The organism is Tractidigestivibacter montrealensis (assembly GCF_024741235.1).
GTDB classification, from domain to species: Bacteria; Actinomycetota; Coriobacteriia; order Coriobacteriales; family Atopobiaceae; genus Tractidigestivibacter; species Tractidigestivibacter montrealensis.
Map to the genome: position 1 here is coordinate 19,940 of NZ_JANSKA010000006.1, position 12,644 is coordinate 32,583.

Here is a 12,644-nt window from a genome sequence, read left to right on the forward strand (position 1 = left end):
CGATGCCCAGCGTCGATGCCCACCGTCGATGCCCACCGTCGATGCCCACCGTCGATGCCCACCGTCGATCCCGCGGGCAAAGCTCCCAACCAAACCCGCGGGTAAATAGCACCCCGCAAGAGTCGCTGCCGAGAAGAACCGCAGGTAGTGGCCTTGCGGCCGCAGAGGGCACTGCTATTAAGCCGCAGGTTTGCTCGGCTCGCCCGGCACCCCCCACCACCACGCAAAAGGCCCGTCCGGACGCGCCGGGCGGGCCTCAGCAACACTATGCGGCGAGAAGAACTCGCGGCGCGGAACCCACGGAACCGTTAGTTCCAGCCCTTGCCGTCGGAGCCAAACTCCTTGATGAGCTCCTCGGTGCGGGCCTTGATGGCCTCGCGACCGGGCTTGAGGAGCTTGCGGGGATCGTAGCCCTTGCCCTGCTTGTCGAGGCCCTCCTCGATGTACTTGCGGGTAGCGGCCGCAAAGACAAGCTGGAGGTCGGTGTTGACGTTGATCTTGGAGATGCCCAGCGAGATGGCCTTCTTCACCTGGTCAACGGGGATGCCGGTGCCGCCGTGAAGGACGAGCGGCAGGTCGCCCGTCTTGGCCTTGATCTCCTGCAGGCGGTCGAAAGACAGGCCCTCCCAGTTGGCGGGATAGATGCCGTGGATGTTGCCAATGCCGCAGGCTAGGAAGTCAACGCCCAGGTCGGCGATGGCCTTGCACTGCTCGGGGTCGGCAAGCTCGCCCTTGGCGGTCACGCCGTCCTCGGTGCCACCAATGCCGCCGACCTCAGCCTCGACGGAGATGCCCTTGTTGTGGGCAAGCTTCACGATCTCGGCGGTGTGGGCAAGGTTGGTCTCGAAGTCCTTCTCGTGCGAGCCGTCGTACATGACGGAGGTGAAGCCGGCGTCGATGCACTCAAGGGCGGCCTCGTAGGAACCGTGATCGAGGTGAAGGGCAACGGGCACGGTGATGTTCTTGGCCTCGACGAGGTCCTTCACCATGTCGGCGACAAGCTTGAAGGAAGTCTGCCACTTGGCGGCGCCGCTGGTGCACTGGATGATGAGCGGCGACTGAAGCTCCTCGCCGGCATCCAGAATGGAAGAGGCCCACTCGAGGTTGTTGGTGTTGAAGGCACCAATACCATAGTGGCCCTTCTCGGCGCTCTGAAGCATTGCGGTTGCATTGACGAGCATGGTGTGACCTCCATCTGTTGGAAGATGAACGATGTGATACTTCAACAATCATACCCGATGTGAGAACCTTCACACCCTAGAAGCGCTGCAAGAACGCGATTCCTGCAGGCATTACAAAACGTTGGCAGTCCGGGCGGCGCCACGGCCCTGTGGGTTAGGGGAAGGCTTGTCTCTTATTCGTGAGGATGGGCGCAACGCGTTGGTCGCAGCCTATACTCGGGTATCCCAAAACAGTAGGGCCGCGCGGGAGACGCGACCGAAGGAGGGATGGGCCTTGGCGCAGGAATCCAAGATGTACGCCAATGGTGCGGATGACCAGCGGGACAAGAAGGACGAGAAGGACGAGCGTGCTGGAGGGGTGTTTGGCGACCTCTCGTTTGCGCAGATCCTCGCTAGCGCACTTGCCGCAGGCGTGTCGTTCTCGCTCTCTTCGCAGATAGGCGTTGCCGGCTCGCTCATTGGAGCCATCGTGGGCGCCGCCGCGGCAACCGTGGCGTCCTCGGTGCTCAACAACCTCTTCTCCAAGTCCGCCGAGGCAATCAAGGGCGCCGTGGGCACGGATGCCGGCGAGGCGCCCACGGCCGAGAAGCCTGCCGCCTCCGCCGCAGGCGAGACCTCGCTCATGCCCCACCCCGTTGACGCGGACCAGCCCGCGGGCGCCGAGGCCCCGGCAGGCGCAACAGCAACCCAGAACCTCGCGGCAGGCAAAACCAGGCCAGCCACGGCATCTTTGGCCGATGACACCGAGGTCAAGTTTGCGCCCTCTGGCACGCGCATCGCTCCGGCCAGCCTGCGCCGCGCCGTGCACGAGAGCCAGCGCCGCGACACCAAGCGACGCCTCGTTGTGGTGTCCGTTGTGGCAGGAATCGCGGCCGTTCTCATCTCGGCGCTTCTCGTCAACGCGCTCACTCAGGGCAAGGGCATTGGCACCACGCCCGGCCGCACGCAGGAGACAACCGCCACCGAGCAGGCACAGACCACAAAGGAGCAGACCGAGGCCGAGAAGCCCGAGGAGACGGACAAGTCCGAGAAGTCCGCCGAGTCTGACTCCGCCCAGACCACTGACACGAGCTCAAACTCCGACACGACGGGCAGCACCACAGACTCGACCACGAGCAACTCCGGCACGTCCTCTAACTCCGGAAACAACAGCTCGAGCAGCAACTCGAGCACCGGGGACGGCTCGAGCTCCAGCAACAACTCCGGCTCGAGCTCCACGACCAACTCGACGGGGTCCAACTCCAGCACCAACAGCGGCTCGAACTCCTCGAGCAACAGCGATTCGTCCAACTCTTCGAGCAGCACCGACTCCACCAAGGGCAACGGCTCCACGTCTGCCACAAAGGGAACGGGCAGCTCGAGCGGCTCCACTGGCTCTGGTACCACCACGAGCGGCACCAGCGGCAACTAGGGGTACCCGCACAGACCGCCGCGCAACTGCGCGTCGGGCAACAAAAGCACAAGCGGCGCACGCGACCACACCAGGCCACGTGCGCCGCTTCGCTACTCTTGGCGCTCCCCTACCCCAGGAGCTCAAGCACCTCTCGCTTTGCGGAGAGAAACTCCGGCGTGAGGGCAAAGTCTCCCTCGCCCGCCGCGTCGTGGTCCACGCGCACCTCTCCGGCAACGTGGCTTGGCTCGCCCTCGGAGGGACGCCCTGCCAGCACGTAGACGCGACTCGCCATCGAGACCGCCTCGTCCACGTCGTGCGTAATCACCAGGGCGGAGAGCCCTAGCTCGCGGGCCATATCACAGAACCAGCGCCGCACCTCCACGCGCGTGATGGCGTCAAGCGCAGAGAAAGGTTCGTCTAGCAGCGTGACGTCTGCCCCCATGAGGTAGGTGCGCATGAAGGCCGCGCGCTGGCGCATGCCGCCCGAGAGCTCGGCCGGCCACTTCTCCTCCGTGCCCGCGAGGCCAAAGCGCTCGAAGAGCGGCTCGGCCTTGGCACGCGCCTCGGCGCGCGGTACGCCCGTCAGAAGCATGGGCAGGCACACGTTGTCGATGATGCGTCGGCTGGGCAGCAGAAGGTCCTTCTGCAGCATGTAGCTCACGTGGCCAGGCGTGCCGGTAATGTCCTCGCCGTGGAGCAGCACCTGGCCGGAGAGCGGCCGCGTGAGGCCCGAGAGCGCGTGCAGGATGGTGGTCTTGCCGCAGCCGGAACGGCCCACCAGGCACACGACCTCGCCCGAGGCCACGGTGAGCGAGATTCGGTCCACGACCGTGGTCTGCCCGTCCCACGAGAGCGTGAGCGAGCGCGCCTCGAGCGCCGGCACGTCGCCGGCGCCGGCGTCGGCGCCCGAGGCCGCGCCCCTCTCGGCAGCTATAACGCCTGCGCCCAACGCTACGCCTCCAGGTACGAGAGGTCGTAGCCCTTGTTCACGTCGAGCTGGTTCTGGACCAGGCCCTGGTCGTTCAGCCACTGGTAGAACTTGGCCCAGCGGCTGCCGTCGATGACGCCCCAGGCCGAGGCGTCGGCGATGTACTGGTCCTTGAGGTAGTCCTGGCTTGCGTGCACGAGGTCCGAGTCAAGCTCGGGCACGGCGTCGCAGAGGATGTCGGCGGCGTCGCTGGGGTTCTCGACGCAGAACTCGTAGCCCTTCTTGACGGCGCGCAGGAAGGACTTGACCTGGTCGGGGTTCTCCTTGGCAAAGTCGTCGTTGGCGGCGATGACCGGCGTGTAGTAGTCAAAGACGTCGTCGATCGAGATGAACGAGAAGTAGTTCACGTCGTAGTTCTGGACCTTGGCGTTCTGGACCGCCCAGCCCTCGTAGACCCACACGGTGTCGAACATGTTGGCCTTGAGGCCCGAGACCTCGTCGTCCACGTTGTAGGGCACCAGGCTGATCTTGGAGTAGTCGCCGCCGTCGGCCTCGACCACGTCCTTGATGGTGGCCTGCTCGACGGGCTGGTCCCACGTGGCGTAGGTGTGGTCCTCCATGAGCTTGGGACGCGTGATGCCGTCGGCCGCACGGCTCATGATGCCGGAGGTGTTGTGCTGGATGATGGCGGCAACGGCCGTGTAGGGCATGGGCTGGTCGGACGAGAAGCTGTTGGCCATAACGTCCTGGTACGAGACGCCCATCTGGGCGCCGCCCGCGCCGATAAGGGCATCCGCGCCGTCCTCGGGCGGCTGGACAATCTCCACGTCCAGGCCCTCGTCGGCAAAGTAGCCCTTGGCCTGCGCCACGTAGATGCCCGTGTGGTTGGTGTTGGGCGTGTAGTCAAGCACGAAGGAGATCTTCGCGAGGTCGCTGGAGCTGGAGCTGCTCGCGCTGGACGAGTCGCTCGACGCTGCGGCATCGGACGAGCCGGACTGGGACGCCTGGCCGCAGCCGGCAAGCGCAAGGGCGGCGGAGGCCGCAACGGAGCCACGCAGGAAGGAGCGGCGAGAGACGCCGCCGGAAAGCACGGAGTTGGAAGCCATTATCGTTTGTTCCCTTCTGCCCTCTTCCAGGGCATGCAGACGCGCTGCAGCAGGTCAACGAGCTTCATGAGACCAAGCGACAGCGCAGAGATGACAATGATGACCGCGAACATGCGGTCGTACGAGAAGGACTTGCGCACGCGCGTCATGTAGACGCCCAGGCCGGAGTTGCCGCCGAGCCACTCGGCGATCACGGCGCCCACGATGGCGTAGGTCGCGCTGATGCGCAGGCCGCTGAAGAACTGGTCGGCCGCGGCGGGCAGCTTGGCGTAGCGAAAGATCTGCCAGCGCGAGGCGTTCATGGTGCGCATGAGGTCGATGACGTCGGGGTCAACCGAGCGGAAGCCCGAGATCAGCGAGACCGTGATGGGGAAGAACGTGGTGATCACGATGAGGATCACCTTGGGAGCTAGGCCGTAGCCAAACCACAGCACCAGAAGCGGCGCGATGGCGATGGTGGGGATGGTCTGCGAGATGGTCACGAGCGGCTGGAGGGCCAGGTAGAAGCCCTCGAAGCGGTCCATGAGCACCGCGATGGCAAAGCCGAGGGCAACTCCTATGAGAAGGCCGATGGCCGTCTCGACCAGCGTGGTTGCCGCATGGCTCACAATGAGCGAGAAGTCGCTCACGAGGGCCTGCACCACCTGGACGGGCGTGGGGAGCAGGAAGTTGGGAATGATTCCCAGGTCAACGACGAGCTCCCACACCACGAGAAGCCCCGCCACCGTGAGGAGCGGCGTGAGCACGCGGCGCGCACGGGACGCACCGGCGCGCGGGGCGGCGGCGTTTCTCGGCGTGTCTTGCTGGCATGACACCGGCTACGCGACCTCCTCGGCCTTCTGAGCAAACTCGGTGTCGGTGGGGTGGTACTTGCCCACCTTGTGCTCGGTGGTCATCACGTCGCCGTTGGGGCGGTAGTCGATCTTCACGTAGGTGGCCATCTTCTTGCAGCCCGCCTTGGCACCCACGAGCTGGCAGTTCTTGACGATCTCCATGCAGGTGTCGTAGTCGGCCTCGATGGCGGTCTCGAACGGGCCAACAAAGTAGTCGACGCCCGTCGAGTCGATGTAGGCGATCACCGCGTCAACCACGCGGCAGACCTCCTCGTCGGTCTGGGCGTCCATGGGCAGGAACTGTATCGCGACGGAGCAGTCCATGCACCCTCCCTTCCGGGTGCCAAAAAGGCACCCACGTCTTCCGTAGGTGCCCGAACTGTGCGCTCTGGTCCCTACGCCGGCATTACCCGGACAGGTTCTATGGGTCGCGGCATTGGTGCCGCCTCTCAGCCGGGCCGATATCCCAGCTCCCCTTTGCGTGCCCTAGTATAGCGCCCCGCGGGATTTTTTTACCGGGCAACGGGATTCCGTTACCCGGTAGTGGGATTCCGTTCCGGGGCATGGCGAGAAGGCCGCTACTCATTCGTGGCCAAAACGCGTGGCGACCTGCGCTGGATACAGCTTCGCGTCCGAATGTGTGGCGGATTGCACCAGAAACGAATTCTCATTTCTGTCATATGACAGAAATGCTATCGTTTGAGGGGCTTACCAGCACGGTCGTAATCCAAGGAGGGGCTGGAACTTGGCAGGACGCCGAGAAAAACCGCGCAACGTGGGGATAGTACCCGAGTACGTCTCGTTCTCCCCCAACGGAGTCGGCACGTCAGACGAGAGGGACGTCCGTCTCACCCTCGACGAGCTTGAGACAATCCGTCTCATCGACTTTGAGGGCCTAGACCAGCGGCAGACGGCGGAACGCATGGGCGTGGCCAGGGCAACGGTGGCGGCAGTGTACGCGCGGGCGCGGCACGCCATTGCGGACGCGCTGGTAAACGGGAAGGGCATCACAATTGGGGGCGGAAGCGTCACGTTTGCCCCTGCGGCCGCACACGGGAAACTGTGGCCGTCCAAGGAGAAAGAGAGCATGATGAGAATCGCAGTGACCTACGAGAACGGCAATGTCTTTCCGCACTTCGGGCGGACGGAGAGCTTCAAGCTGTACGACGTCGAAGGCGGAAAGGTCGTCTCGTCCGAGGTGGTTGGGACAAACGGCGTAAGCCACGGGGCGCTCGCCGGGCTTCTCGCCGCAAACGCTGTTGACGTGCTCATCTGCGGCGGACTCGGCGGCGGCGCGCTGGCGGCCCTGCAGCAGGCGGGTGTAACCGTGTACGGCGGAACACAGGGACCGGCCGATGACGTGGTAGAAGCCTTCCTAGCGGGATCTCTCCAGCAGACCGCCAGCGCCAGTTGCCACGCGCACGACCACGAGGGTAGCTGCGGCAACGGCGGCTGCTGCCACTAGCCAGCGCAAAGCATGGACCTCAATGCAGCCCTCATGCTGAGGGCTGCATTGTCTGCCCCCACCCGGTCACGGTTCTCGAACCAGTAGGCGGGTGCACGGTCCAAGGCGTCAGCATCGAGAAGGGCTGCTGTCGCACCCCCACGCAACTCTTCAAGAACTTTTCGCAGCCAACGAGCAGGGGCAACGCTGCATCTCCTGCGCCCATAGGCACATCGTTTCTCGCCCCTTGGTATACTTGCGTCGTTTCAGGGTATTATCGGCATCCTGGCGGACAGGGGTTAGCATGGGCGGAAACGTGGTTCTCGGCTGCGTTGTCTGCGTTTTTGTCGGCGGGCTTATCCTGGCGCTTGCAATCTGGCAGATGCGCACCGGCAGCGTGTGCTTTCTGCACAGCTACCACTACGTGAACGTCCCCGCCGATCGCCGCCCCGCGCTTGCTCGCGAAAGCGGGCACTGGCTGGCCGCAACCGGAGCGTGCGTGGTCCTCTTAGGGTTCTCGCTCTTGCTGCCGAGCCCCACGGCGGACGCCATCGCGCTTGTCCTGGTAATCGCGTTGTTCGCAGCCATCATCATGATCTGCCGCGTCATCGTGAGGCACAATGGGTCTCTCTTTGGCTGATGCCGCAGCTCCGCCTGACCAAGCCCGACACAGGAGACCCGTAGACGCCCTTAAGGCCCGCTTTAAAAGTCACCCCGAGAGACACCCCGGCGTTACCTGGGAAGATATCGCGCGCCAACTTGACGACGCACGGCTGAGTGCGCTCGCCTTCCTCGAGGAGACAGGCGGCGAGCCGGACGTCCTCCTCTACTAGGGGCGTCTCTACGTTGCGGACTTCTCGCCCGAGTCCCCGCAGCGCCGGTCGGTCTGCTACGACCGGGCCGCCCGCCTGGGCAGGAAGCGCAACCCGCCAACAACCAGCGCCTGCGAGTTGGCAGAGTCGAACGGCCTGGAGCTCGTGGGCGAGGCGATGTATCTCGAAATGCAGGAGCTGTACCCTCTCGACGCAGCGCGCGGCTTTAGGGCGTGTTTCCCGTAGGAGTGACAGTTGCGCGGCCTTTGCGGAGGTTGCCATCGCACGATTTCGGCGTCGGTGGGGTAGGCTGGAGCCAGATTGGGCCCGCCCAACGCCTCCGCGCAACGAGATTCTTCCAAACTACGTGCAGAAGTCGACATATGTAGGTTATTTTCTCGTCTCTAAGGACGTTTAGGAGCCTCTGGTAAGCGCGCAGATATTGTTGGGTCGCGTTTTCCCTGTTGGCGTTTTTCGTGGGCTGTTAAGAACGCACCCGCGTCCCCGTCTCAGCCCAAAGAGTAAAAACGGAGTTCTACAGAAGTCCCATTCCGGACGTAACTTCCCGAAGAGCGGAAGCGCGAATGCCACGCGTACTTTCGAAAGGCCTAACATGAGCGCACAGCATCTCTGCTGAAACCCCAGGAGGCCACTCGCGTGCCTGAAGTCACGTACCGCTTTGCTCAAGAGGACGACTGTACCCTTATCCTGCGCTTCATTCGAGAGCTAGCGGATTACGAGAAGATGCTCGACCAGGTCATTGCCACCGAGGACCTCCTGCACGCATGGGTCTTCGAGAGGGGCAAGGCCGAGGCGTTCTTTATGTGCGAGAACGGCAGTGAGGCGGGGCTTTGTGCTCTTCTTCCACAACTTCTCGACCTTCCTCGGGCGCGCCGGCATCTACCTGGAGGACCTCTACGTTACGCCGGAGTATCGTGGGCGCGGCTATGGCAAGGGCCTCCTGCGGCAGCTTGCGCGCATTGAAGTCGAGCGCGGATGCATGTGGCTCGAGTGGTGGTGCCTCGACTGGAACAAGCCCAGCATCGACTTTTACCTCTCGCTTGGCGCCGAGCCCATGAAGGACTGGACGGTCTATCGTATTGCTGGCGACACGCTTGCCAAACTCGCACAGTAGACGAGCAGGGCGCAGGGTAATTCCCCTTGTCGCGTGATACTCTTTCAGCAAGGCAATGAGACAAAGGGACTGTCCCTTTGTCTCGCTCTCTTTGTCTCGCTCGTTACGGGAGGCTCGTCATGGGACTCATCTTTGGCAGGAAGAAGCGCCGCAAGCGCGCCGCGTACGACCCCGACGAGTTTGTGGACACCAGGCCAAACCCACTTCTCACACGCGGGTTCTCCAAGGGAGGCTCGTCCCAGGGGCACGGCAACGAGGGCGACCTCTATGCCAACAACGAGAACTGGGACGACTCCCCACGGGACAGCTGGGACGACGGCTGGGACAGGTAGCTGCCGCAGCCACCAATGAGACAAAGGGACTGTCCCTTTGTCTCATTCCGACGCGCCGGCCTCCTGCATCTCCAGCAGGCGATGCTCGAGCGCACCGTCAACCGCAAACAAGTAGAGCCCGTGCACACCTCGCTTGAGCAGCACGTTGAGCTCGTGCCGAAGGTTCGCCTCCGGGTCCTCGCTGCCGTTGATCGCCTGCGAGTTGCAGCTCTTTGACGGGTCGAACGCCAGCCGTCCTTCTCGCCAGCAGACTGAGGGCCCAATGATCACGCCCGCGTAGTTGAGGTCGAACCCCTGGATGGTATAGATCGAGCCACATTCCCCCAGCGTGTGGGGCTGCTCGGCCCATGCCTTGTCGTGTTCCCGGGCTGCCTCGTCCCCGGTGGCAGAAGTCTGATAGTTCCACGGCATGTGGAAGTACTGCGTGCGGGGCACTTCCGCGATGCTGGCAGCTGCCTGCGCGTGACGCGAGCCGCGCCCGCCGCGCGCGCCACTCGCACCGTAGGAGACCCAGCCGCCCTGCTCGCGGTAGATGCGGACCTCCCACACGCCCGACTCCGGCTTGGACTGGCCGGAGTAGGGCCAGTCATACGTTGCCAGCACGCGCGAGAGCCCGTGCGAGGTATCGTCCACAATCTCGCCCGACGAGGCATCAAAGGCAAAAGCGCGTTCCTCGATTGCCATCTTCAGGTCGTACGGCGAGTCAAAGACCTTGATCTGGTAGGGTGTGTGCCCCTCTCGCGCCGGGTCCTGCGGGATGGGCCCCACGCCACGACCGTTTGCAAAGTCGTCGATCCACCGCACGACCTCGTCGCAGGCATCAATCCGGTACTGCTGGCGAAGGAGCAGGTTCTCCACGTGGAAGGGGAATCCCGCGACGTTGGCGGCCCTTCTCGCACAGCGAACCTTGCCATCTGAGAAGCGCTTCTCGGGAAAGAGCGCGTCCCGCATCGAGGCGTCAAGTTCCTGCGACTTTCTCAGCACCTGTCCCAGGTCGTAGACCGCGATGACCACCCGAGCTCGACGCATGATGTCCACGAGCATGTTCCTGCTACCGGAGTAGCCCTGGTTGCCCTGGGTGAGCAGGAGGTGCGCCTCGTCGACAAGGGCGACGTCGACCGGGTCGCAGGGGTAGTCCTGACGCGCGAGGCCATTCCCGTGCCCGGACTCGCTGTGCTTGTTGATGAACCGCGTGGGCTTGTCCACCACCACGCCATCCTTGTTCTGGAGGCCAAGGCGCTTCATAATGGCGTTGTACACGGTGAGCTGCTCTTCATGGTTTATCAGAAGGCACGCGTTCACGGGACGCTCGGTGATCTTGCCGCCACTGCCGTCGCCGGCCACCGGGACCACAAGCTCGTTCATGATTCGCAAGAACAGGTGGCTGAGAAGGACCGTCTTGCCGGTTCCTGCCATGCCTTCGACAACAATGAGCTCGCCGTTCTCGACGGGCGCGCTGGAATCTGGCGGCTGCGGCGCGGCAGCCCATCCGTTCATGAGGTCGCGCAGGCGGCCGAGAATCGCGTCCTCCGCGGCAATCTGGTCCTTTCCCAGCGCGCGAAACGGCGACGCCTTGAAGATGGCGGAGTCCCGGATGACGGACTCGGCCGGAAAAAGCTCCGGCTCGTAGCGGTTGAGCTTGCGCCACGCCTGCGAGGTGATTATCGGTAGCTCGGGCTTGGTGTAGTAGTCCTCCTGCGGGTTGCCGCGGCCGTTTACCAGGGTCACATGGCTCGCGCCCGAAGCCAGAAGGTAGCTCAGGAAGTTGTTCTCGAGGTCGAGCGTGAGCGACTTGTTGAAGTGGTTCTGGGCGATCACCAGTATGTGGCTGCCAGGCTGGTTGAGGCGCCGCCACGCCTTCTTGCCCCGCTCCGAGCGATACGTGACGTCGTCGGTGTAGTGCTCCTTGGTTCGCCGCACGATGGAGTTTGTCTCGCCCACGTAGACCACGAAGTCGTCGTACTCGTAGCCGCCACGGGCGCGCTTGCGCTCCTTGCCGCGAATGATGTAGACAGTAGGGTAGGTCTTGAGGAGCCGCCGCTCGTCGGCCGTAAGCTCGCTGCCGTCCACCTCGCACTGCACCTGGTCGATGCACTGCTCGATCTGGATGTCGTCCGCGCGGAACGGCACGTCTATGACAACCGGCTGCCTAACTGACATGAACCTCTCCCCTACCTTGCGGAATGAGACAAAGGGACAGTCCCTTTGTCTCATAGCTCCGTGTACTTCTTGGAGTTGCCGCGGCTGAGCTCGACGGGATACTTCTTGGCGTTGGCGTCGATCTTCTCGTTCACAATCTGGAGCGGGTCAAGCCCGCAGGAGTCCGCCATGAACAGGCAGTAGATGAGGACGTCCGCCAGCTCCTCCGAAATCTTGTCCAGGTGCCCGTCCGCCGAGGTGTCTGCCCCGGACCACTGGAACGCCTCGAGCAGCTCCGCCGACTCGAGGCTTATCGAGATGGCGAGGTCCTTGGGGTTGTGGAACTGGCGCCACTCCCGCTGGTCGCGAAAGGCGCGCAGCCTGTCGATTGTCTCCTGGTAGTCATAGTCGCCCACGAGCATGGCCTCCCCACGTTTGTCCTTGCGCCGCCCGGCGCCGCGCGTTCACGCGCACGTATGCGCGGCCGGCTCCGCACCCCACGCCGCACCCTCGCGCTTGGTTAGTTAGCACCATTATGCGCGACGTGAGGGACGTTGGATATTCCTTGCGCTTGTAAGCCTCACGTCGGTGGCCAACTCCCAGGGCGAGAACCCCAACCTCCTCATCGCGAATCTCGAAGCGATTGGACTTCGCCGTTAAGGGATGAGATGCGGACGCAGTCAATCCGGGGGGTATTAACTGCGTGAATTCAGTGGTATAAGATACATATCGGTGGCGGGTTTCCCGCTGCCTCCAAGTGCCGGGGGCCTATCCCCCGGCTTTATTTGTCTATAAAGACGGTTTTACAACGGGAGCCGGCGGTTGGACAGGGAGCTTTCCATATTCGTTGACGAAAGCGGTGACATGGCAGGTGTCTCCCGCTACTACCTCGTGACACTCGTACTCCACGACCAAGCCAATGATATCCGCGAGAAAGTTCGCCGCTACGAGGAGTCGCTTTCGCGCGCTGACCTGCCGAATATCCCGTTCCACTCTGAACCACTTTCCAAGGGTTTGACGGCGTGAAAGTCTATTACGACGACGGTCAGCCAATCGTGAGCCATGCCCTCTACGGCGCCGTCGGCGACGAGCTCTTCAAGGACGCCGTACGACGCACCAAGACAACCATGACCGAATACCGGCTGGAGCAGGCCGCCGACTACCTGTGCACGATTGAGCTCGCTGCACTGAAATACGCCACCAAGGAAGACGGCGAAACGTATAACAAGTTCTTCGGCAGCGTGGGGAAGTTCAAGAAGAACTGGCTCAAGCAGGCACGCAGGAAAGCCTTCTAGCCTATAACTGACCTGTCTCCGCGATATGCCCACGCCCTTCTCGGAA

14 protein-coding genes, 1 pseudogene and 1 riboswitch are annotated in these 12,644 nt (G+C 63.3%); of the genes and pseudogenes, 8 read left to right on the forward strand and 7 right to left on the reverse strand.

Going from position 1 to position 12,644, the window contains the following annotated elements:
* Positions 1-308 precede the first annotated feature (308 nt).
* Entirely contained in the window at positions 309-1,181 is an 873-nt protein-coding gene (gene fba, locus NVS32_RS08940; RefSeq protein WP_032110982.1) for a class II fructose-1,6-bisphosphate aldolase, read from the reverse strand.
* A gap of 274 nt (positions 1,182-1,455) precedes the next feature.
* Between fba and NVS32_RS08945 the strand changes: the two genes are divergently transcribed.
* Positions 1,456-2,592: a hypothetical protein gene (locus NVS32_RS08945; RefSeq protein ID WP_258499503.1), complete on the forward strand. Its 1,137-nt coding sequence runs from the start codon at positions 1,456-1,458 to the stop codon at positions 2,590-2,592.
* Positions 2,593-2,701: 109 nt separating this feature from the next.
* On the opposite strand, the gene NVS32_RS08950 is transcribed toward NVS32_RS08945, so the two are convergent.
* The 4 genes from NVS32_RS08950 to NVS32_RS08965 are packed head-to-tail and all read right to left on the reverse strand — an operon-like array spanning position 2,702 to position 5,765.
* The gene (locus tag NVS32_RS08950) at positions 2,702-3,523 is read right to left on the reverse strand and encodes an ABC transporter ATP-binding protein (protein ID WP_258499504.1); all 822 of its coding nucleotides are present in this window, start codon (positions 3,521-3,523) and stop codon (positions 2,702-2,704) included.
* Between the two features lie 2 nt (positions 3,524-3,525).
* A complete protein-coding gene (locus tag NVS32_RS08955) occupies positions 3,526-4,608 on the reverse strand; it encodes an ABC transporter substrate-binding protein (protein ID WP_258499505.1) in 1,083 nt (360 codons plus the stop codon).
* The gene (locus tag NVS32_RS08960; RefSeq protein WP_081920093.1) at positions 4,608-5,423 is read right to left on the reverse strand and encodes an ABC transporter permease; all 816 of its coding nucleotides are present in this window, start codon (positions 5,421-5,423) and stop codon (positions 4,608-4,610) included. Before NVS32_RS08960 ends, NVS32_RS08955 begins: the two co-directional genes overlap by 1 nt.
* A 3-nt stretch (positions 5,424-5,426) precedes the next feature.
* On the reverse strand, positions 5,427-5,765 hold the full coding sequence (locus tag NVS32_RS08965; protein WP_032110984.1) for a thiamine-binding protein: 339 nt from the start codon (positions 5,763-5,765) through the stop codon (positions 5,427-5,429).
* Between the two features lie 50 nt (positions 5,766-5,815).
* Positions 5,816-5,928, reverse strand: a riboswitch (TPP riboswitch).
* A gap of 258 nt (positions 5,929-6,186) precedes the next feature.
* Between NVS32_RS08965 and NVS32_RS08970 the strand changes: the two genes are divergently transcribed.
* The 5 genes and pseudogenes from NVS32_RS08970 to NVS32_RS08985 all read left to right on the forward strand — a co-directional run bounded on the left by NVS32_RS08970 (position 6,187) and on the right by NVS32_RS08985 (position 9,164).
* Positions 6,187-6,906 (forward strand): DUF134 domain-containing protein, encoded by a 720-nt coding sequence (locus NVS32_RS08970; RefSeq protein ID WP_032110985.1) that lies wholly within the window; start codon positions 6,187-6,189, stop codon positions 6,904-6,906.
* 283 nt (positions 6,907-7,189) lie between these two features.
* Entirely contained in the window at positions 7,190-7,525 is a 336-nt protein-coding gene (locus NVS32_RS08975) for a hypothetical protein (protein ID WP_032110986.1), read from the forward strand.
* Positions 7,506-7,943 (forward strand): annotated as a pseudogene (locus NVS32_RS11075) (DUF4256 domain-containing protein). The gene NVS32_RS08975 and the pseudogene NVS32_RS11075 overlap by 20 nt, the downstream one beginning before the upstream one ends.
* Positions 7,944-8,535: 592 nt before the next feature.
* Complete coding sequence (locus tag NVS32_RS08980; RefSeq protein ID WP_258499507.1) at positions 8,536-8,832, forward strand: GNAT family N-acetyltransferase; 297 nt, start codon at positions 8,536-8,538, stop codon at positions 8,830-8,832.
* A gap of 119 nt (positions 8,833-8,951) precedes the next feature.
* Positions 8,952-9,164, forward strand: a complete 213-nt coding sequence (locus tag NVS32_RS08985) for a PDZ domain-containing protein (RefSeq protein WP_258499508.1) — start codon at positions 8,952-8,954, stop codon at positions 9,162-9,164.
* 42 nt (positions 9,165-9,206) lie between these two features.
* Here NVS32_RS08985 and NVS32_RS08990 read toward each other — a convergent pair whose 3' ends face one another.
* A complete protein-coding gene (locus NVS32_RS08990; protein ID WP_258499509.1) occupies positions 9,207-11,324 on the reverse strand; it encodes a DUF2075 domain-containing protein in 2,118 nt (705 codons plus the stop codon).
* Positions 11,325-11,374: 50 nt separating this feature from the next.
* On the reverse strand, positions 11,375-11,719 hold the full coding sequence (locus NVS32_RS08995; RefSeq protein WP_233542421.1) for a nucleotide pyrophosphohydrolase: 345 nt from the start codon (positions 11,717-11,719) through the stop codon (positions 11,375-11,377).
* Positions 11,720-12,125: 406 nt separating this feature from the next.
* Here NVS32_RS08995 and NVS32_RS09000 point away from each other — a divergent pair, with 406 nt between their 5' ends.
* Both NVS32_RS09000 and NVS32_RS09005 read left to right on the forward strand, forming a co-directional pair.
* Positions 12,126-12,329, forward strand: a complete 204-nt coding sequence (locus NVS32_RS09000; protein WP_258499510.1) for a hypothetical protein — start codon at positions 12,126-12,128, stop codon at positions 12,327-12,329.
* Entirely contained in the window at positions 12,326-12,598 is a 273-nt protein-coding gene (locus NVS32_RS09005) for a hypothetical protein (protein WP_032110991.1), read from the forward strand. Before NVS32_RS09000 ends, NVS32_RS09005 begins: the two co-directional genes overlap by 4 nt.
* Positions 12,599-12,644: the final 46 nt, after the last annotated feature.

Bases quoted from the DNA above. Each gene is read 5' to 3' on its own strand.
- NVS32_RS08965 (WP_032110984.1), bottom strand. From the start codon at position 5,765: ATGGACTGCTCCGTCGCGATACAGTTCCTGCCCATGGACGCCCAGACC.
- NVS32_RS08985 (WP_258499508.1), top strand. From the start codon at position 8,952: ATGGGACTCATCTTTGGCAGGAAGAAGCGCCGCAAGCGCGCCGCGTAC.
- fba (WP_032110982.1), bottom strand. From the start codon at position 1,181: ATGCTCGTCAATGCAACCGCAATGCTTCAGAGCGCCGAGAAGGGCCAC.
- NVS32_RS08975 (WP_032110986.1), top strand. From the start codon at position 7,190: ATGGGCGGAAACGTGGTTCTCGGCTGCGTTGTCTGCGTTTTTGTCGGC.
- NVS32_RS08955 (WP_258499505.1), bottom strand. From the start codon at position 4,608: ATGGCTTCCAACTCCGTGCTTTCCGGCGGCGTCTCTCGCCGCTCCTTC.
- NVS32_RS08990 (WP_258499509.1), bottom strand. From the start codon at position 11,324: ATGTCAGTTAGGCAGCCGGTTGTCATAGACGTGCCGTTCCGCGCGGAC.